The 20,265-nt window shown below is 58.0% G+C and carries 12 protein-coding genes; 5 read left to right on the forward strand and 7 right to left on the reverse strand.

Going from position 1 to position 20,265, the window contains the following annotated elements; translation table 11 throughout:
• The first annotated feature begins 138 nt into the window (after positions 1-138).
• Positions 139-2,169, forward strand: a complete 2,031-nt coding sequence (locus Q1A43_RS10490) for a hypothetical protein (protein ID WP_299934836.1) — start codon at positions 139-141, stop codon at positions 2,167-2,169.
• 71 nt (positions 2,170-2,240) lie between these two features.
• On the opposite strand, the gene hppD is transcribed toward Q1A43_RS10490, so the two are convergent.
• Complete coding sequence (hppD, locus tag Q1A43_RS10495) at positions 2,241-3,338, reverse strand: 4-hydroxyphenylpyruvate dioxygenase (RefSeq protein ID WP_299934838.1); 1,098 nt, start codon at positions 3,336-3,338, stop codon at positions 2,241-2,243.
• Between the two features lie 133 nt (positions 3,339-3,471).
• Between hppD and Q1A43_RS10500 the strand changes: the two genes are divergently transcribed.
• The gene (locus tag Q1A43_RS10500) at positions 3,472-3,933 is read left to right on the forward strand and encodes an Lrp/AsnC family transcriptional regulator (RefSeq protein WP_299930632.1); all 462 of its coding nucleotides are present in this window, start codon (positions 3,472-3,474) and stop codon (positions 3,931-3,933) included.
• 101 nt (positions 3,934-4,034) lie between these two features.
• On the opposite strand, the gene Q1A43_RS10505 is transcribed toward Q1A43_RS10500, so the two are convergent.
• A complete protein-coding gene (locus Q1A43_RS10505; RefSeq protein WP_299934840.1) occupies positions 4,035-6,503 on the reverse strand; it encodes an ATP-dependent helicase in 2,469 nt (822 codons plus the stop codon).
• Between the two features lie 87 nt (positions 6,504-6,590).
• On the reverse strand, positions 6,591-7,073 hold the full coding sequence (locus Q1A43_RS10510) for a hypothetical protein (RefSeq protein WP_299930636.1): 483 nt from the start codon (positions 7,071-7,073) through the stop codon (positions 6,591-6,593).
• 134 nt (positions 7,074-7,207) lie between these two features.
• On the opposite strand from Q1A43_RS10510, the gene Q1A43_RS10515 reads away from it, so the two are divergent.
• Both Q1A43_RS10515 and Q1A43_RS10520 read left to right on the forward strand, forming a co-directional pair.
• A complete protein-coding gene (locus Q1A43_RS10515) occupies positions 7,208-8,344 on the forward strand; it encodes an alpha-hydroxy acid oxidase (RefSeq protein ID WP_299934843.1) in 1,137 nt (378 codons plus the stop codon).
• 304 nt (positions 8,345-8,648) lie between these two features.
• Positions 8,649-12,092, forward strand: a complete 3,444-nt coding sequence (locus tag Q1A43_RS10520; RefSeq protein ID WP_299934846.1) for a pyruvate carboxylase — start codon at positions 8,649-8,651, stop codon at positions 12,090-12,092.
• Positions 12,093-12,370: 278 nt separating this feature from the next.
• Here Q1A43_RS10520 and Q1A43_RS10525 read toward each other — a convergent pair whose 3' ends face one another.
• From Q1A43_RS10525 to Q1A43_RS10540, 4 genes are all read right to left on the reverse strand, one after another.
• Positions 12,371-12,871 (reverse strand): hypothetical protein, encoded by a 501-nt coding sequence (locus Q1A43_RS10525; RefSeq protein WP_299934849.1) that lies wholly within the window; start codon positions 12,869-12,871, stop codon positions 12,371-12,373.
• Positions 12,872-13,258 (reverse strand): GFA family protein, encoded by a 387-nt coding sequence (locus tag Q1A43_RS10530; RefSeq protein WP_299934855.1) that lies wholly within the window; start codon positions 13,256-13,258, stop codon positions 12,872-12,874. It abuts the gene before it with no gap.
• Between the two features lie 112 nt (positions 13,259-13,370).
• Positions 13,371-17,099, reverse strand: coding sequence for a translocation/assembly module TamB domain-containing protein (locus tag Q1A43_RS10535; RefSeq protein WP_299934857.1), 3,729 nt, complete (start codon positions 17,097-17,099; stop codon positions 13,371-13,373).
• The gene (locus Q1A43_RS10540) at positions 17,099-18,907 is read right to left on the reverse strand and encodes an autotransporter assembly complex family protein (RefSeq protein WP_299923240.1); all 1,809 of its coding nucleotides are present in this window, start codon (positions 18,905-18,907) and stop codon (positions 17,099-17,101) included. Before Q1A43_RS10540 ends, Q1A43_RS10535 begins: the two co-directional genes overlap by 1 nt.
• Before the next feature lie 198 nt (positions 18,908-19,105).
• Between Q1A43_RS10540 and Q1A43_RS10545 the strand changes: the two genes are divergently transcribed.
• Positions 19,106-20,248, forward strand: a complete 1,143-nt coding sequence (locus Q1A43_RS10545; protein ID WP_299934860.1) for an alpha/beta hydrolase — start codon at positions 19,106-19,108, stop codon at positions 20,246-20,248.
• Positions 20,249-20,265 lie beyond the last annotated feature (17 nt).

Consider the following 20,265-nt stretch of genomic DNA (forward strand, 5'->3'; position numbering starts at 1 on the left):
CCTGAGCCTGAGCCTGAGCCTGAGCCTGAGCCTGAGCCTGAGCCTGAGCCTGAGCCTGAGCCTGAGCCTGAGCCTGAAAAAATGGCGGATCCAGCTCCCGTGGCAACACCGGATCCGCAACCCGAGCCAGCACCGGCCATGTCATTTTCGACAATCCGCGCCAGCCGGGATGGCGCTGATATGCCTGCGGCCCCCAAGGCCAAGCCACTAGAAATTGACGAACGGCCTTCGACGCAAGTCAAGCCACGTTTTACACCTGTGGCGACCCGCGACACCATCGTCAAAGACGCCGGTGTTACCGATGCCAAGCTTGATACCGAGTTCGACGCGGCCCCAACTGCGCCATCGGTAAAACCAGCCAATACCGTTCCACCAAAGTCCCCTATGCCTGCGCCGACACTGCAGGTCGATGCCGTCCAAGACACGTCGGACAAGGCACCTGTGGCGGCATTGGCCCGTTTGGCGGCATTGCGAGCACGCTCGGAAAAGCCCGATCACGACGAGACTGCTCCGGAAACTGCCCCGCCTGCCCCAAGTGTCGCGGCTAAACCTAAACCCGCACCCACGTCCGATACCGCCAAAGGCGGCAAAAAAACGAACAAGGGACGTGGGGCTTTGGCGGGATTGGCTTTGTCTCGCAAGAACAAAGCCAAAAAACGCGACGAACCCGTTGTTGAGCCAGTCGTAGAGCCGACCCCCGAGCTCAATGCCGACAAAGCCAGTGCCGTGTCCGAGACCACGGGCAAATCAGCACTTGGCCGTATTGCCGCGTTGAGAACCAAGCCAAAATCCGAGGAAAAACCCGCCGACCCGGCCTTGGCGCAGGCTGCTGCCGCGTCTTTGACATCGGAAACCGAACGCGAGCGCATGACCGTGTTCGGAGCCCGAACCCAACCCGAAATCGGCGGCAAACCACGGTTCCTTGGCCTGTTGCTCACGGCTGGGTTGCTGCTGTTTATGGCTGGGGTTGCGGCCTGGGCGTCTGTCTTCTTGGATGAAGGTTTGGCCGGCTTGTTCCGCAGCGAACCAAAAGAAACAGCCGTGGCGTCCGCACCTGACATCAGCCCCGAAGTGGTGCCTGCATCAGCTATTCCCGCGATTTTGCCATCGCCCGATCCAGAAGAGGCAAGCGACGATATTCAGTTGGCGGCGTTGGACACCGGTGCGACTTCGGACTTGCCTACGCCTTTGGCTGTGCCGGTTGTCCCCCAAATGTTAACCCCCGAAGAAGCCGCCGCAACCTATGCCGCAACAGGCATATGGCAACGCGCCCCTGTCGCGCCTCATGGCCTCCCCGAAGATGTAGTGGATGACATTTATGTGGCCTCGATTGACCCAAGTGTTCAGGAATCTGATGCGATTGCGCTGCCTGATCCGCTTGGTGTTGCTCAGGAACCCATTTTGGAGCCCCAACGCCTTCCTCCGCCAGCCGGCCAAGTTTTTGACATGGACGCGCGCGGCTTGGTACGTGCAACGCCCGAAGGTTCCATAAGCCCCGATGGGGTTCGGGTTTTTGCTGGCCTTCCACCAGTGACACCGCCGCTGCGGCAAACGGTTGCCGCGCCAGCTCCGGCGACTGAGACTCCAAAAGTGAACGAAGCTTTGGGCAAACGGCGTCCGCGCCTGCGCCCCGATACCTTGGTTGAATCCCGCGAACGCGCTGTCCTAAGCGGCATTTCCCGGTCTGAACTGGCGGCGATCCGCCCGGTTATGCGCCCGAAAACGGCGCAAGAGGTCGCCGTTGCAGAGGAACCAGAAGCCACAGCAACCGACCGAGCCGTCGCAGCGTCGCTTACCCCGGTTGGCCGCCCCCGCAATATGACTGCGATTGTGAAACGGGCCGATCGCGCAGCAGAACAAGCCGCTCCTGAAGCGGTTCAAACCGCAGCCATCGCACCACGAACAGTCACCCCCGCCGCGCCGTCATCACGCGGCGTTGCCCAATCTGCGACCGTAAGAAATGCCATCAACCTCAAGAAAATAAGCTTGATTGGTGTTTATGGTACGCCAGCCGCGCGACGTGCGCTCGTCCGCTTGCCAAATGGTAAATACAAAAAGGTCAAAGTCGGTGATCGGCTAGACGGTGGCCGCGTTGCCGCCATTGGTGACTCCGAACTTCGCTATACCAAAAGCGGGCGCAATCTGACCCTGAAAATGCCACGCAGCTAAAAGCCGCCGGGCATAAAAAAAACGCCGCCCCGGTTAGGACGACGCTTGGTCAAATCATCGCGGCAGCTTGATTATTCGGCCGCTGACAGTTCGCCACTCTCAATCTGTTCCCGCTCGATCGACTCAAACAGTGCTTTGAAGTTGCCTTCACCAAAGCCGTCATCGCCTTTGCGTTGGATGAATTCAAAGAAGATCGGGCCAATCACGGTTTTCGAGAAAATCTGCAGCAAAATCTTGGTCTCGCCGCCATCTAGAACACCCTCACCATCAATCAAAATGCCATGTTTCATCATTTTGTCTTTGGGTTCATCATGGCCAACAACCCGGTCATAGGACAGGTCATAGTAAGTCGCCGGGGGCCCAGGCATGAACTTGATGCCATTACCGGCAATCGTGTCCGTCGATTGGTAGATGTCCTCGGACCCAACGGCGATGTGCTGAATCCCCTCGCCATTATACTTTTTCAGATAGGCCACGATTTGCCCTGTCTCGCCGCGATCTTCGTTGATCGGAATACGGATTCGACCGCAAGGTGACGTCAGCGCACGGCTAAACAATCCGGTGAATTTGCCTTCAATGTCAAAGAAACGGATTTCCTTGAAATTGAACAGGGTGCCGTAGAAATTGAACCACTTGTCCATGTTGCCCTTGAACACATTGTGGGTCAGGTGATCGAGGTAGTAGAAGCCAACGCCGCGCGGTTTGGACTGGGCAATCCACTCGAATTCATCGTTGTAGGGAGACGTGTCATAATACCGGTCGGTGAAATACAACAAACTGCCACCGATGCCCTTGATTGCAGGCCAATCGACAGTTTTGTCATTTGCCTCATAAGGTTCCGCGCCTTGGGCCACCGCGTGTTCAAACGCCTTTTGTGCATCCGCGACACGCCATGCCATTGATGGGGCGCACGGGCCATGTTCCTCGACAAACTTCGCGGCAAAGCTGCCTTCTTCGGAGTTGATCACATAGGTGATGTCCCCCTGCTGCCATAGCTCTACGGCCATGGTTTTGTGGTTCGCGACATGCTCATAGCCCATTGAGGCAAAGAGATCGCGCAGCTCTTGCGGGTTGGGGTGGGCGAATTCTACGAACTCAAACCCATCGGTCCCGGCGGGGTTTTCCTCGGTGATTGTCGATTGCGGTGCGTCGTGCGGGAACGGGCCCATGGCGTTTCCTCCTGTAAAAGTCCTACGGACAATGTAGCTTTTGCGCGGCGCACGAATGACGCATCCTTCGCTTCATCTGCGAAATATGCGCGTCACTCTTGCACTCAAACCCAAATTTACGCACAAATGACGCATGACACTGGAACCCTCCGACATAAAACTCCTGACTCTCTTGCAGAAAAATGGTCAGGCTACAGCCCAAGAACTGGGGGACGCGCTTAACTTATCGCCATCGCAAGCCAGCCGCCGCCGCCAGCGTTTGGAAGAAACCGGCGTAATCGAAGGATACCGCGCCCGCCTAAACCCAGATAAATTAGGACTGTCCGTCCAAGCCTTTGTGCAAGTGCAATTGGCCAGCCACGGCCCAGAACAAGGCGCGGGGTTTTCCCGCCTTATGCGGACACGGGCCGAAATCACGTCGGTTTGGACGATGACCGGTGAGGCCGATTACCTGTTGCGTGTCTGGTGCCCCGACCTCGCCGCGCTAAACCGCCTAATTCACGATGTCTTGCTGGCCCATCCGGTTGTGGCGCGTGTCCATAGCCAGATCGTCATGGACCAACCCAAAGAAGACGCCCCGCTCCCGGTCTATTGACCCAAGTTTCTTCTTTCCTCAAATATCCCAGGGTGAATTGGAGCCTTGGCTCCAAGAGAGGCTGGCCCCTCTTGCGCAACAGTTTGGACCAACGCAACACCTCAAAACGGCACATCATCCGCCGCATCGGCGGGTTTGATAAAGCGGGACACAACCTTTTTGACACCGGCCTTTTCAAATTCAATCTCAACCTTGTCGCCCTCAACACCAATCACCGCGCCGTAGCCGAATTTCTGGTGAAAGACTCGTTCGCCAATCATGTAGGCCGCAACCGCCTGCATATCGATGACCGAGGCTTTGCTTTCGCGCGGTTGACTGATCGGGCCTTCCTGACTGCGGGCCTGAAGGCGCTTCCAGCCGGGTGAATTATAGCCATCCGCCGCCGCCGCCCGCGATTCCACACTTGATCCCATGCTTGCGGATGGGGCCGCGGCACCATAACCGCCGCCATAAAGGCCCGGAGGTGTCAGAACCTCAACATGTTCCTCGGGCAGTTCATCAACAAAACGGGACGGCAACTGGCTTTGCCATTGCCCAAATACCCGCCGGTTGCCAGCAAAGGAAATGGTGCAGACTTCTTCGGCGCGGGTGATGCCGACATAGGCCAGCCGCCGCTCTTCTTCCAAACCTTTGACACCGCTTTCGTCCATGCTGCGTTGCGAGGGGAACAACCCGTCTTCCCATCCCGGCAAAAACACCGCTGGAAACTCCAAACCTTTGGCACCATGCAGCGTCATGATCGACACCTTGGCCCCGCCGTCATCGTTTTCATTGTCCATGACCAAGGCCACGTGCTCCAAAAACCCTTGCAGGTTTTCAAAGTTCTCCAGCGCCTTGACCAGTTCTTTGAGATTTTCAAGCCGCCCCGGTGCCTCGGGTGTTTTGTCATTCTGCCACATGGCGGTATATCCGCTTTCGTCGAGAATGATCTGGGCCAATTCCACATGGCTAACTTCGGTTTTGGTCGGCTGCGGGCTAAGCAAATCGTCAACCACCGCGTCACCATCAGCGGCGATCGTGGCGCGTGTCAGCCGCCCCCAGCGCGAAATATTGACCACCAGCTCGGCCAAAGCCTTGGCCCCTTTGCCTTTGATCAACCCTTGTTCAACCGCCAAAGCCGCCCCATCCAGCAAGGACACGCCGTTTTCACGCGCCATCCGCTGCATCGTTTGCTGTGCCTTGTCACCAAGGCCGCGTTTGGGCGTGTTCACAATGCGTTCAAAAGCTAAATCATCGTCGGGCGAGGTCACAATCCGGAAATAAGCCATGGCATCGCGAATCTCCATCCGCTCATAAAAGCGCGGGCCGCCGATGACACGATAGGGCAAACCAATGGTCAAAAACCGGTCTTCAAACGCCCGCATCTGGTGCGAGGCGCGTACCAAGATCGCCATCTGATCCAAGGAGAATGAGCGCGCCCCACGGGTCCCACCCTGCATCGCCTCAATCTCATCGCCGATCCAACGCGCCTCTTCTTCGCCATCCCAATGGCCGATCAGGCGGACCTTTTCGCCCTGCTCTTCAGCTGTCCAAAGCTCCTTGCCCAAACGGTTGGAGTTGCCCCGGATCACCCCTGACGCCGCGGCGAGGATATGCGGGGTTGAGCGGTAGTTTTGTTCAAGCCGGACAACATGCGCGCCCTCAAAATCCTTTTCGAACCGCAAAATGTTTCCAACTTCGGCCCCGCGCCAACCATAAATCGACTGATCATCATCGCCAACGCAACAGATATTGCGATGCCCCTGTGCCAACAGCCGCAGCCACAGGTATTGGGCGACGTTGGTATCCTGATATTCGTCCACCATAATGTAGCGGAACCAGTTTTGGTATTTGCGCAAGATATCGGGATGTTGCTGGAAAATCGTGACCATGTGCAAAAGCAAATCACCAAAATCCACGGCGTTTAGTTCGAGCAAACGGCGCTGGTATTGATCATAAAGCTCGGGCCCGCGATGGTTATAGGCCCCGGCGTCCGCAGATGGGATTTTATCAGGTGTCAGCGCCCGGTTTTTCCACGCATCAATGACAGAGGCCAACTGCCGCGCTGGCCATCGTTTGTCATCGATCCCGGCGGCGCGGATCAGCTGTTTGAGCAAGCGCAGCTGATCGTCGGTATCCAGAATGGTGAAATTGGATTTCAGATGCACCGAGGGCCGGCCTTCGACAACGCCGTCTTGATCATCCATCGAAATCAGTTCGGCATGGCGGCGTAGAAGTTTGACACAGATCGAATGAAACGTTCCGAGCCATGGCATGCCTTCGACGGTTTCACCTAGCATCCGACCAACACGATTCTTCATCTCGCGCGCGGCTTTGTTGGTAAAGGTGACCGCCAAAATCTCATTTGGTCGCGCCCTGCCAGTGTTGAGCAGATGCACAATCCGCGCCGTCAGCGCTTTGGTCTTGCCGGTTCCGGCCCCGGCCAGCATCAGCACCGGCCCATCCATCGCCTCAACCGCTTGGCGTTGTGCCGGGTTGAGTTCATCCAAATAGGGCGCCGGGCGCGCCATCATCGCGCGGGCCGACAGCGACACGCCTTCAAAGGCGTCCATGTCATCATAACTGCTCATGGCAGTCAGTTTACAGAAGCGGCCTGCCGATGGGAAGCGGTGTTCGCACTATGTTCACAAAACGTAGATGATGCCTATTGGGCCGCTCTAGGCGGCTACGCGATCGGTCATGGCGCGGCTGGAATGGAAGACGGGCGCGTCCTCTCCGGTCTCGGTGCTAAACGCCACACGTGTCAAAAGAGGTTCCGCATCCAGCCCAGAACAAACGGTCTTTTCCGCCAAAGACGCCAGCGCCAGTTTTGCGACCAAACCCGGATCGACATCCGCGCCTAGAACACAATGAACAGACGGATAAGCCCTTGGAACCGGGTCGGAATCTCGCTCGACCGTCGGTGTGATAAACAATGTCACCAACCGGTTGTTACGCATTTCTGCAAGACGCAACAGCCGGGCGTGATCGGGCCCTTTGCGCCCTTTGTCAATCACCAGAACATCCACCAAAGACCGGCGCATACAGGCTTCGGCAACCAATAGGCTACTTGTCCCGGTGACCTGCAATCCCGCCTCTAGAAAAGCGATCATGGTATTATCTAAACGCGCGGCCTGTGTATCGACAACCAAACACTGCATGACGTGCTCCCTCATTTCCACTTGCCGACTCAGTTTTCGTCAAAACCATTTAAAATTGGATGAACCGACACAAAGCCAATTTAAAGACACGCCAAGCACTGGACAGATCGCGGCATCTGTTCACAAATGCGGCCATGGATCTCGACCTGACATACCCCGCCGTGTCCGACCTGCGTTTGCGCGCCCGTCGCCGCATTCCGCATTTCGCCTTTGAATACCTCGATAGCAGCACTGGCGAGGAGCTTCAGGCCAGGCGTAATCGCGATGCGCTGGACGCGGTGCTGTTCATGCCCGACATCCTTAAAGGGCCCATCGAACCGGAATTCGAGACACCCTTTATGGGCCAAACATATGGCCGCCCGTTCGGCATATCTCCGGTGGGCATGGCCGGTGTGATGTGGCCCGGCGCAGAACGCTATTTGGCCAGTTTTGCGCATCAGGCGCGCATTCCCTATGGGTTATCCACCGTCGCGACCCGCCTGCCCGAGGAAATTGGACCGATTGCGGGGGATATGGGTTGGTTCCAACTTTATTGCCCCTCTGATCCGGAAATCCGCCGCGATATGCTGCGCCGGGCGCGCGACGCGGGGTTTTCCAAATTGATCCTAACCGTCGATGTCCCCGATGACAGCCGCCGCGAACGCCAACGTCGCGCCAAGCTGACCCTTCCGCCGAAAATCACACCACGCGTGATCTGGGAAGTTCTGACCCATCCGCAATGGGCGATTGGCACGCTCAAGGTCGGCTCGCCCCGTTTGCGATTGCCTGAAAGCTATGTGGATACCACCCAAGCGCGCTCCTCGCTTGCCCACGCCGGGCATATCATTCGCGGTGCTCCTGACTGGGATACGCTGGCCGCGTTGCGCGACGAATGGCAGGGTGATTTGGTTGTCAAAGGCGTCATGTGCCCAAAGGCCGCCAAAAAATTGGTCACTGCTGGGGTCGATGCGATTTGGGTATCAAACCACACTGCGCGCCAATTCGAACCCGGCCCAGCATCGATTGACGCCTTGCCTATCATCCGGCAGGCAGTCGGCCCTGATATGCCGTTGATTTTTGATAGCGGCGTTGCATCGGGCATGGATGTGCTACGCGCTCTGGCTCTTGGGGCAGATTTTGTCATGTTGGGTCGCGCATGGCATTACGCCGTCGCCGCCCTTGGCCAAAAAGGTCCCGCGCATCTCATGCACATTCTAACCGATGACATGAAACTGAATATGGCCCAGCTCGGGGTGCAGCATTTTGATGAATTGGCCAATCGTCTCGTCTGAAATGCAAATAGGTCACGCTTAATGACATAAGCGCCATTCATTGCGAATCCAATGAAATTGAAACGAATCCTTTGTGTTCAATCACTTTGCACCAATTGCAAAGTTTTGGGAAACCTATAGCAAATTTTGCAAATTCACACTTTAGGTCAATAATTGCGACCTAAAAAAACGACTTTTTCCGCCCCTTTCCGGCATTCTTCATTGCCATTCCGGAATCTCCTGCCGATAAAACCGCTGCACTGCGGCACCATCGGACCTAACTCCGGCTGCTCTCGCCAAAACCAAGTTCTTAGGAGCCACTCTTATGACCACCTTCAGCAAGATATTGATAGCGAATCGTGGGGAGATAGCGATTCGTGTTATGCGAGCCGCGAATGAGATGGGGAAGCGGACGGTTGCGGTTTATGCGGAGGAGGACAAGTTGGGTCTTCACCGTTTTAAGGCGGATGAGGCCTATCGGATTGGTGAGGGGATGGGGCCTGTTGCGGCCTATCTGAGCATTGATGAGATCATCCGGGTGGCCAAGGAATGTGGCGCGGATGCGATCCATCCGGGTTATGGTTTGCTCTCGGAAAACCCTGATTTTGTTGATGCCTGCGAGGCCAATGGCATCACCTTTATCGGCCCCAAGGCGGCCACGATGCGCGCCCTTGGTGACAAGGCCAGCGCGCGGCGTGTTGCGGTTGAGGCCGGTGTTCCGGTGATCCCGGCGACCGAGGTTTTGGGCGACGATATGGAGGCGATCAAGGCCGAGGCGGCGGCGGTTGGCTATCCTTTGATGCTCAAGGCGTCTTGGGGCGGCGGCGGTCGCGGCATGCGCCCGATTGAGGGCGAAGACGAGTTGGCCGAGAAGGTCATGGAGGGGCGTCGCGAGGCCGAGGCGGCCTTTGGCAATGGTGAGGGCTATCTGGAAAAGATGATCATCCGCGCCCGCCATGTCGAGGTGCAGATTCTGGGCGACAAACAAGGCAATATTTACCACCTCTATGAGCGCGATTGTTCCGTTCAGCGCCGCAACCAAAAGGTGGTTGAGCGCGCGCCTGCCCCCTATTTAAGCGAGGCGCAGCGCGAAGAGATTTGCGAGCTGGGCCGCAAGATTTGCCAGCATGTGAATTACGAATGCGCCGGCACGGTCGAATTCCTGATGGATATGAACACCGGCAAGTTCTATTTTATCGAGGTAAACCCACGCGTTCAGGTTGAGCACACAGTCACCGAAGAGGTCACCGGCATCGACATTGTTCAGGCGCAGATCTTGATTGCTGAGGGCAAATCTTTGGCCGAGGCGACCGGTAAATCGAGCCAATATGATATCCGTCTGAACGGTCATGCGCTGCAAACGCGTGTCACGACCGAGGACCCGCAAAACAACTTTATCCCCGATTATGGCCGCATCACCGCCTATCGCAGCGCCACCGGCATGGGCATTCGTCTTGACGGCGGCACCGCCTATGCGGGCGGGGTGATCACCCGCTATTATGACAGCCTGTTAACCAAGGTGACGGCCTGGGCCCCGACGCCGGAAAAGGCGATCAAACGCATGGATCGGGCCTTGCGCGAATTCCGGGTGCGCGGCGTTAGCACCAACATCGCCTTTGTTGAGAACCTGTTGAAACATCCGGTGTTTTTGAACAATCAATACACCACGAAGTTCATTGATGAGACGCCGGAGTTGTTCCAGTTTGCCAAGCGGCGCGACCGGGGCACCAAGGTCTTGACCTATATCGCCGACATCACCGTGAACGGCCACCCCGAGGTTGAGGGCCGCGCCAAACCGGCGGCGGATTTGAAACCGGCCCGCACCCCGGAATTGCGCGCACAGGCCCCCGCCGATGGCACCAAGACCCTGTTGGAGGCCAAGGGCCCGCAGGCCGTGGCCGATTGGCTGAGCGCGCAACCGCAGCTTTTGATCACCGACACCACCATGCGCGACGGGCACCAATCTTTGCTGGCGACGCGGATGCGCTCGGTCGATATGATCGGCGCGGCCCCGGCCTATGCGCATAACCTGCCACAACTCTTTTCGGTTGAGTGCTGGGGCGGCGCGACCTTTGATGTGGCGTATCGCTTTTTGCAGGAATGCCCCTGGCAACGCCTGCGCGATCTGCGCGCCCGCATGCCCAATGTGATGACCCAGATGTTGCTGCGCGGCGCCAATGGCGTTGGCTACACCAACTATCCCGACAATGTGGTGCAGTTCTTTGTGAAACAGGCGGCGGAAACCGGCGTTGACGTCTTCCGCGTTTTTGACAGCCTGAACTGGGTTGAAAACATGCGCGTCGCTATGGACGCGGTGCTTGATACCGGCCGGGTTCTTGAGGGTACGATTTGCTATACCGGCGATATTTTGGACCCCGATCGCGCCAAATATGACCTGAAATATTACGTTGCCATGGGTCAGGAACTCAAGGCCGCCGGGGCGCATGTTTTGGGCCTCAAAGACATGGCTGGTCTGCTCAAGGCCTCCGCCGCTGGGCCATTGGTTAAGGCGCTTAAAGAAGAGGTCGGATTGCCGATCCACTTCCACACCCATGACACCTCTGGCGCCTCGATCGCCACCATCATCGCGGCGGCCAACGCCGGGGTTGATGTGGTCGATGCGGCGATGGACAGCTTCTCGGGCAACACCTCACAGCCGACGCTTGGCTCGGTGGTTGAGGCGCTGCGCCACACCGACCGCGACACCGGTCTCGACATCGGCGCGATCCGCGAGATCAGCAATTATTTTGAGGCAGTGCGCGGCCAATATGCGGCGTTCGAGAGCGGCCAACAGGCCCCGGCCTCTGAAGTGTATTTGCACGAAATGCCCGGCGGTCAGTTCACCAATCTCAAGGCGCAGGCGCGCTCGATGGGGCTTGAGGAACGCTGGCACGAAGTGGCGCAAACCTATGCCGATGTGAACCGGATGTTTGGCGATATCGTCAAGGTCACGCCCTCCTCGAAAGTGGTCGGGGACATGGCGTTGATGATGGTGTCACAGGGTCTGGATCGGGATCAGGTCGAGGACCCGAAAACCGATGTTAGCTTCCCCGATAGCGTCATCGACATGATGAAGGGCAACCTTGGTCAACCTCCCGGTGGCTGGCCGAAGAAGATCCAGAAGAAGATTTTGAAGGATGAGAAAGCCTTTGATGATCGCCCCGGTCTGCACGCCGCGCCGGTGGATATCGAAGAGACCCGTCTGACCCTACAAAAAGAGCTTGAAGGCAAGGCGGTGGATGATGAAGATCTGAACGGATATCTGATGTATCCCAAGGTGTTCCTCGATTACATGGGCCGCCATCGCAGCTATGGTCCGGTGCGCACCCTGCCGACCAAAACGTTCTTTTATGGCATGATGCCGGGCGAAGAAATCACCGCCGAAATCGACCCCGGCAAGACGTTGGAAATCCGCCTACAGGCGCTTGGTGAAACCGATGACAAGGGTGAGGTCAAAGTGTTCTTTGAACTCAACGGCCAGCCCCGCACCATCCGCGTCCCCAACCGCAAAATCGCCGCCGAAACGGTCGCCCGCCCCAAAGCCGATCCCGGCAACGACGCCCATATCGGCGCGCCCATGCCCGGCGTCGTCGCCTCGGTTGCGGTCACGGTCGGCCAACAGGTCAAAGAAGGCGACCTCTTGCTCACCATCGAAGCCATGAAAATGGAAACCGGCCTCCACGCCGAAAAAGACGCCACAATCACAGCAATCCACATCTCACCAGGCGCTCAAATCGACGCCAAAGACCTCCTCGTCGAATTGGGGTAGGTTGCTGGGCGTGACGCCTTTCATGTGAGGAAAAGATTTTTGGTTTTTAAAAACGATACGTGGGGTGCTGGTGGCCTGTGCTTTGGCCGCGCCCGCTACGTATGTTGAGAGCTTGAAACCCTGCCCAGATGTTACTTTGCAGACGGCGAACGCGCGCGTTGTGGATAGGCTAGCGCATCGTGCCAAGGATCAGTTTTCGGTTTCAGTGAAACCTCACATGGGGGCAACCGTTGGAGGCGGATTGTCGGAAGCTGTTTATGCAGAGATCGAGGAGTTGGCTAGGGGATCGGGTTTGGCGGCAAAAGGGTTTGGACTTGCGCAGGGCTGAGATCAAAGTTTGGCATTGATTTGAGCGGGGCAGGTGCCTTTCGGTCAGCTATGTGATCTCGTCTTGGGAGTGGTCCAAGCCAGTCGCCTTGCCAAGTGACCCCACATTTGCGCAGAGCGATGATAATCGCAGGTGGTGTTTTTGATCGTCCAAAGGCCCGGCCCATACCGTCGTCGGCGTTGATGGTTTCATAGGCTGAGGGTGGGGCTGAGGATTGGTCCAGCAACACCGCCCAAGACATGTGCCAGCCCAGTTGGCCGGATAGGATGTAGGTATCAGTGTTGAGTTCACTCCACCGGGACAAGTGATAGGGTTTGTAGTCGGTTTCTTGTACAATGCCTGTGTCAACCAAACAGGGGAGGATAGCGGGAGGAGGCACCGTCGGGGTGTCACCGGCGGCCATGGAGGCCCAAAGGCCAATGAGAAGCGCGAGACAGAATGGGTGTTTCATTCAGTGCGTGTCCAATTGCTCCAACCCATCTTTGATTTCATAGTAATCGCCTTTGTCGGCAACGCATATGTGTTTGCCCATCTGAAGGCCGGTTGGGGTGTCAATACATCCGGCGGCGATGGCGATGCCGGGTTCGGTATTGAGGCGGTAAAACAGGGACGAGCCGCAGAATTTGCAAAAACCGCGTTTGGCGAAATCAGAGGAGGCGTACCATGTGAGGCCTTCGTCATTGGCAAAGGTCAGGTCGGTGACATCGCTGGCTTGGGTTGAGGCCCAGATATGTCCGCTGGCGCGACGACATTGGCTACAGTGACAGGCGGTGACGGTTTTGCGCACGGCGGGCACTGAAAAACTGACTTTGCCGCAATCGCATTTGCCGGTGATCATCTGGGTTTCTCCCTCTTTAGATTTAACGAGTGTAGCGGTGGGTCGCGGACTGTCACCTATGTTTTGCTGTGCGTTTGTTAGCAGAGCTTGCAAGGCCGAGGGGCGTCAGCCGCTAGTAATCTTTCTCAAAGAAGACACCGATGCCGGTATCACCATCGCTATCAAGGCGACCGCGAACCGTCACATGTGGGGTCAGGTCGAGGTTGAGATTGATCTGGCTTTCGCCACCGCTTTTGATTGTGACATCAGTATAGACGTTGTCGGAAACGTATTTGCCGATCTTGGCCTGAGCTTGGCCATCGTCGTCGGTGCCGATGTCCAGCTCATCCACACCAAGGTTTTGGCGTAACCGTTCGGTGATCCCAAGGCCCCCACGTCCGGACAAGGTGCGGATGGCCGCGGCCAGTTGCACCGCCTGAAGCGCCGAGATCGAGGTGGCGTTTTTGCCAAAGAGGAAATAGCTCAGCGCTTCGTCCTGCGGCAGTTCGGGAACCGAGGTGACGGTGAGCTCGGGTGATGATGCTAGCCCAAAGAGGCGCAGGGTGACGGTGACGTCTTCGACCTCGGACGAGGCAGAGAAATCAATCACCGGGTCAAAGCTGCCGCGCAGGCGAGCGCTTCCTTCGGTTAAATCTAGGCGACGCCCCAGAAGGTCAAGCCGCCCGCGAATGAGGTCAAACCCGCCAACCGGAATGATATCGTTAGAATTGCCGGTGAGCCGCAGAGAGCCGCCCAACTCGGCATCAAGACCCCGGCCACGAATAAACAGCTTGGCAGGGGCGGTGATGGTGAGGTCAAGCGGATAGGCGACCGCGGGTTCCGGCGTGGTGTCGGGCGTTTCGTCAAGACCAGCAAAGCGCAGGGTGCGCTGAACCTTGGCAGAGGGGTTGAGATGACGGAGCCCTTCGAGGGCGGAGTAGGACGGATTGAACTGGGGAATGCGCATTTCGGCGCTGTTGAGGGTGATGGTGCCGCCTATGCCCGCGCCGCCAGTTAACGGGCCGGTCACACGCAAATCACCGTCAAGATTGACCTCATAGAGGCTCGGATCACGCAGGGTGACATCGGATAGGGTTGCGGTGAGATCAGCCGTATAAGGCGCGGTCAACGAGATCGGGCCGTTTGCCCGAAAGCGCCCACCAGACGCGATTTTACCCGCCAGATCGAGGTTTGCCCGCCCGGACGTCAAGGTAACAGGACCGGCGATGTTTTCGACGGTTATCCCGAGAGAGGGGGTGGTAAAGCGACCCTGGGACAGGGTGATTTGCCCGGTTAGGGAATTGAGGGCAGGGGGGCCATTGACCGAGAGGTTGAACTCCGCCTGACCAGAGACGGCCTGACCTTTGAGATAGCGGTTGGCGATGGCCAAAGGTGCCGCGCCAGTCACCCCAAGATCAAGACGCGAGGCATCCGAGGCCACGCGTCCTTGGGTGGCGAGGGTGATCCCCCCCGGCCCATCGCCCGAGGCGTTGATTTGCCAATCGGTCCCTTGCTTGACGGCTGTGCCAGAAAGCTTGGCTGCTCCGGGAAAGTCGGGAACAATGCGGGCGAGATCGGGTAGGGCGATTTGATAGCGAAGATCGCCGGTTGTGGGGCCAAATTGACCCGAGAGATCAGCGTTTATGCCCGAGGCGTTCAGGTCAAGTTGACGAATGGTGATTGTCTCTCCCTGACGGGTGGCAGACAGGGTGTAGCGAGAGATGCCGCGCAGCAAAGGTTCCACCGTGGCATTGCCAAAGCGCGGGTTGGAGAGCGTGCCATTGGCGGCCAGATCAAAGGACAGGTCCTGCATATCGGCGCTGCCTTTCGCCGATAGGGTGACCGCCCCACCCAAAGGTTGGCCGACAAAACGGGAATAGGCGGCAAGCTGGCCTATGTCGGCGGTTAGATCGCCTGATGCCGCCCATTCGGAAGGGGCAATTTGGTCCACGCGGCCGCTGAACTTGGCATTTGTTGCGCCGGGCAGGGTGGAGGAGGCGGTGAGCAACCAATCCTCACCCTCTTGGCGGGCCGTGGCGTTCAATGTGGCGGGGCCGGTCAAACCGGGAAGCGACAGGCCGACATTGCGCAAACGGGCGTTGAAATCGGCGGTGCTGGTGCCATCGGATAGGGTTCCGGTGAGCGACAGGCTGGCCTCGGGGGTGTCGATCAGGGCCGGGGTGATGTGCAAGCCGGTGGTGTCGCGGGTGGCGTTTACCGACAGCTCACCGCGCCCAAGGATCAGCGGATCAACCTGTCGAATGCCGGTTTGGATGTCTTGGGTGTCGCCAAGGAACCGCAGGGCAAAGCCACCGGTCAGCGGCGAAATGTCCCCGGAAATGGACAGGTTCGCGGCACCCGAGAGTTTCAGACCAGCCAGATCATCAAACCGGGTCAGATCGGTGGCGGACAGGGTAACATCCGGTGTCAGTGTTAGGGTTTTGAGCTGCGTCGGATCAGACAGGGTGAGCGCCCCGGTCAACCCGTAATCTTCTCCGCTCAGAGCAAGATTGCGCAGCAAAAGCGGGGCCGAAGGGGCCCAATCAAAGGTCAAGCCGCCGTTTAATGCGGTTCCGATGGCGCGGGCCAGCGGGGCGTTGTCGGGAAAAATCGAGTCGGCGTCAAACGTTAGGCCGCCGGTCACGCGCGCGGCGTCTTGATCTATGTCACCGGCACCATCAAAGCCGACCGACCCAAGGGTCAACCCGTCTTGGACCAAGCCCATAACACGCCCCGACAATTGCCATTCGGACCCAGCGGCGGCATCAAATTCACCGGATAAGATTGCGGCGCGAATGGCGGTGCGGGGGCCGGGCAGTGGCAGGATAACCCGTTCACCGCTTGGCGGCGTGATCGCGCCATCCAGCGACAGGGTTTGGGGCCAACCGTCCGCGCCAATGGTGCCCGAGCCACGAAGGCGCAGGGCGGCGGCGGACAGGTTAAGCTGGCTAAGGTGCAACGCGCCGGATGGATCGCGCTGACCCTGTGCTTGAAGTTGGACCGTGTTGCCAAGAAAATCGGCAAAGTCGGGCACAAAGACCGGGGCGATGTCGCCGCCAAGATCAGCGGCAAACCGCGAGGTTCCGTCGGTGTCGGTCAGCAAGGTAACGGTGCCGGTCAGGCGCTCTTGGCCGTCGGTCGAGAGATCAATCTGGGCCTTGAAGTCATCAATCGGGTCTTTGCCCAAGGCGGTTAGATGCACCGATGGTTTGCCGGGCAAGGTCAGGAGATTGGCGGCAAGGCCGTTTTCAGGTTCTTGCAGGTTGAGGTCGAGGTCTAGCACCCGGCTGGCGTTGTCGAACCCACCGGCCAATGTGATCTTGCCGGGGTGGTCCAACCGTTCGAGGTTGAGATCAACCCGCCCTGCGCCATCCGCCAAATTGGCGGAGCCGTCGAAACGAACGCTGGCGGATTGGCCCAGCAGCGCCTTGCCAAGGTCGGCGCGGGCAATCGACATTTTGGCGATGTCGACGGAAACAGGCAAATCCGGTAAGGCAAAGGGCGATGCGGCGGCGGGTGTGGCCGGGTCTGTTGACGGCAGTGGTGCGCGCGGCAGGTCGATTTTGCCGATGGAAATTTCGTCAATTTCAATGGCCCCTTTCAGGAGGGCCGAACGGCTCCAGACCAACGCGACATCGGTGGCGCGAAACCAAACCCCATCGGGGTCGGTGACGGTGATTTCATCAATGGTGGCGCGGCTGGACAAGGCCCCGGCAAAGCCGTCAAGCGTAACGGTGCGCCCGGGGGCCGATAGCGCGTCTTCTAACAGGCCCTGAATATAGCCGCGATCGCTGTCGCGGTCTTGGGCCGTTGCGGTGAGTGGGGCAAGAAGGGCAAGGCAAATTGCCAACAAACGCAACATCAAAACGCCTGCCCAATACCGATATAGAGTTGAAGACCGTCGTCGGTGTCGCCCGCCAAAGGCCCGGCAAGGTCAACCCGGATCGGACCAACAGGCGTTTTGTAGCGTACACCAAGCCCACCACCCGCATGCCAATCGCCGTCATTAAACCCGTCTGCGCCAATGAACCCAGCATCGGCAAAGCCGACAAGGCCGATGGTGTCGGTCATGGCATAGCGGATTTCAGCAGAGGTCGCGGCGAGGGCTTTGCCACCGAGGTCTTGACCGTCATGGGTGGCCCCGAGCGATTCATAGGGTTGGCCGCGGACTGTGCCGCTCCCACCGGAATAAAACAAGAAACCGGGGGGGGCATCAACGGCATCGGGCCCGGTAAGCGCCCCGAGCTGCAAGCGTCCGGCCAGAACCGTGCCGGTCTGACCCAAACTGGCATAGCCGCGCCCGTCAAAGGTAAAGCGCGTGCCGCTTTCGCCGCTGCGGGTGTCATGAAAGGGTTCAAATTCGGTGTCGATGTAATAGCCCGCCGTGCTGTCGAGCTTGTCATCGCGCCGGTCATAGGTCAGCCCCATGGGCAGGCTATAGACCAGCAATTCACGAGTGGTTTGCGGGTCCGCAAAACGGTCTGTGACCTCGGAATAGGCCACCGCGAACCCAAGTTCGCCGGTCAGGTGTTCGTTAAACTCGCGCGAGGCACCGAGGGTGAGGCTCACTTTGCTTTCGACATAGTCCGGCTCATCCTCGTGGCTGAGTTCAAATTCGGTATAGAACTGTGTCTCTGGGCCATAGACGGCGGGTTTTTCGAGGCGGAAGGTGAGGAAATAGTCAATGCCAAGGTCCTCTGCACCGATCTGGGTGATTTCGCCATCGATGCGCAACCGTTCGGCCCCGCCAAACAGATTGCGATGCAGCCAGAACCCCGACAGGGTCAGCCCATCAAGGGTCGAGACTTCGGCCCCACCACCAATGCGACGCGCCTTGCGGTCGATGACATTAATGGTCAGGTCAAGGTTGCCATCGCCATCGGGTTGGTCGGCTTCGGCGATTTGAACAGACTGAAACGTACCGGTGCGGCGCAGACGGGACGCCGCTTTTTCAACATCATCCGGATGGTAGCGGTCGCCGCGCGGAATACCGGCGATTTGACGGACCCGCCCCGGTTTGACAGTGCTTTCGCCGGTGACGTTCACATCGCCAAACCGCAAACGCGGCCCCGGTGCAATTTGAACCCCAACATTAAGCGTGTTTGCGGCGTGATCGGCGCTGATGTCTTGGGCGGCTATGTCGGCCTTGGCATAGCCCGCCGAGCGCCAATCGGTAACGGCACTTTGCGCGGCATCCCGAACGGCGGTGGCGAGGGCGGGTTGATCGGGGGCAAAGCCATCGGGCAAAGTTGAGTTTGGGGCGAGCGGGGCTATTTGGGCCGTACCAAAAACAAATCGCTGACCGGGTTCAACAAGAATGCGCAGGTCTTTGATCTGGCTTGGGGGATTAAACGGATCAATCTGGGCGGCTTCTTTCCCGTCAAGTTCGATCCGAACGATGGCAGAATAATACCCTTGGGCGTACAGCGCCTCGACCATATTGGCGTAATCGGCTTGCGCCGCGGCCAGAATGTCACGCGGAGTGACATCGGGCTGATCGACCAACGGCAGAGCGATGGACGCATTTTTGAGGCTGTCGCGCAAAGGATCATTGTCGGTGTTGAGCAGGCTAACCTTGGCCTTGTCGAGCGCAAAAACCGGCGTGCAAACAGAGCTGGCAAGCGCCAACCCCCATAGTGCCATCCGTATGCCATTCCCGCTGCGCGACATGATTTGCCCCACCTTTTTGTGCCAATCTATGTCAGGGCGGGGATTTGGGCCATGCTGAAATTCACCTTTCGGCGGCAATTTGCGAATTTGTTCCAGAGACTGGATAGCGAAGGCGTTGTTTGCGCAGGGTCCCTCGGCTAGGGTCGCATAAAGTGAGAGATGTGGAGCACCACATCAAGGCGTTGAGGGGCAAGGAAAATGAGGGGCGTTCACTGGGGCCAGCGGCTCTTTTCCACCGCTCACAGACTGCTCTTCTGGGTTTTGGGGGCCTGTGTCGCACTTATTCTATCGGGATGTGGCGGACCGCCGCCGCTTATCGGTATTGAGAACCCAAAAGTGGCCATTTCGGACGTTCCGGGCCTTGCCGAACACAAAATTTTCCTGGCAACGACGCGGCAACCAACCGAGGTCGCTGGGGCGTTCTTTTCCAATCAACGCGCAGAGTCTGTTGGCTTTGCCGCCGTCACGGTGACAATCCCCCCGGATCACCGGCCGGGAACCTTAAGCCGGGCGCGTCAATTGCCGCCTGACCCGCGCAAGCACTACACGATTGTGGAACCGGTGCGATACGAAAGTGACGACGGATTCATCGCCGCCTTGAACAGCGAGCTGGCAAAACGCCCAAAGGGTCAGCGCGAGGTGTTGTTTTTCGTGCATGGCTATAACACCAGCACAACAGATTCCCTTTTGCATCTGGCGCAGTTTGTTCAAGACAGCGGCTATCACGGTGTGCCGGTGTTGTTTGACTGGGCATCGGCCGGCAAGTTGAGCCGCTATGTCTATGACATAAATAGCGCGTTGATTGCCCGGTCGCAGATGGCGAAAATCCAATCGGTTTTGGGACAGACGCAGGCCGAAGGGTATGATGTGTTCTCCTATTCAATGGGCGGTTTGGTGGTGATGGAAGGGTTGTCGGAACTGGCGCTCAAAAATCAGCTGACCCATACCGACCGGTTGAAACGAGTTGTGCTGGCGTCACCCGATATCGATATGGATTTGTTCCGCACCCAGATCAAAAACGTCGGGGCGATTAGCGACCGGATGTACGTGTTGATTTCCAAGGATGATGGCGTTTTGAACATGGCGAAATTGGTGGCCGGTGGGGTGCCTCGGGTTGGGGCGACGGATGCCCAAGAGCTTGCTGAACTCGGGGTTGTGGCGATTGATCTCTCTGAGATTGACGACTCTAATTCCGGCAATCATTCGAAGTTTTCAGGTTCGCCCGAGGTCGTTAAACTACTTGGGCGCGGTTTGAACCGAAATCAAAATTTTTCGCGCACCTATGGGGCGGAGCAGTTGAAAGAGATGTTGATTGGGTTGCCGATCAGCGTCGCTTTTTAAGCAAAAGACCCCAATGG

The organism is uncultured Pelagimonas sp. (genome assembly GCF_947498515.1).
Classification (GTDB): Bacteria; Pseudomonadota; Alphaproteobacteria; order Rhodobacterales; family Rhodobacteraceae; genus Pelagimonas.

Bases quoted from the DNA above. Each gene is read 5' to 3' on its own strand.
- Q1A43_RS10520 (WP_299934846.1), top strand. From the start codon at position 8,649: ATGACCACCTTCAGCAAGATATTGATAGCGAATCGTGGGGAGATAGCG.
- Q1A43_RS10525 (WP_299934849.1), bottom strand. From the start codon at position 12,871: ATGAAACACCCATTCTGTCTCGCGCTTCTCATTGGCCTTTGGGCCTCC.
- Q1A43_RS10515 (WP_299934843.1), top strand. From the start codon at position 7,208: ATGGATCTCGACCTGACATACCCCGCCGTGTCCGACCTGCGTTTGCGC.
- Q1A43_RS10490 (WP_299934836.1), top strand. From the start codon at position 139: ATGTCATTTTCGACAATCCGCGCCAGCCGGGATGGCGCTGATATGCCT.
- Q1A43_RS10535 (WP_299934857.1), bottom strand. From the start codon at position 17,099: ATGTTGCGTTTGTTGGCAATTTGCCTTGCCCTTCTTGCCCCACTCACC.
- hppD (WP_299934838.1), bottom strand. From the start codon at position 3,338: ATGGGCCCGTTCCCGCACGACGCACCGCAATCGACAATCACCGAGGAA.
- Q1A43_RS10540 (WP_299923240.1), bottom strand. From the start codon at position 18,907: ATGTCGCGCAGCGGGAATGGCATACGGATGGCACTATGGGGGTTGGCG.
- Q1A43_RS10505 (WP_299934840.1), bottom strand. From the start codon at position 6,503: ATGAGCAGTTATGATGACATGGACGCCTTTGAAGGCGTGTCGCTGTCG.
- Q1A43_RS10500 (WP_299930632.1), top strand. From the start codon at position 3,472: ATGACACTGGAACCCTCCGACATAAAACTCCTGACTCTCTTGCAGAAA.
- Q1A43_RS10510 (WP_299930636.1), bottom strand. From the start codon at position 7,073: ATGCAGTGTTTGGTTGTCGATACACAGGCCGCGCGTTTAGATAATACC.
- Q1A43_RS10545 (WP_299934860.1), top strand. From the start codon at position 19,106: ATGAGGGGCGTTCACTGGGGCCAGCGGCTCTTTTCCACCGCTCACAGA.
- Q1A43_RS10530 (WP_299934855.1), bottom strand. From the start codon at position 13,258: ATGATCACCGGCAAATGCGATTGCGGCAAAGTCAGTTTTTCAGTGCCC.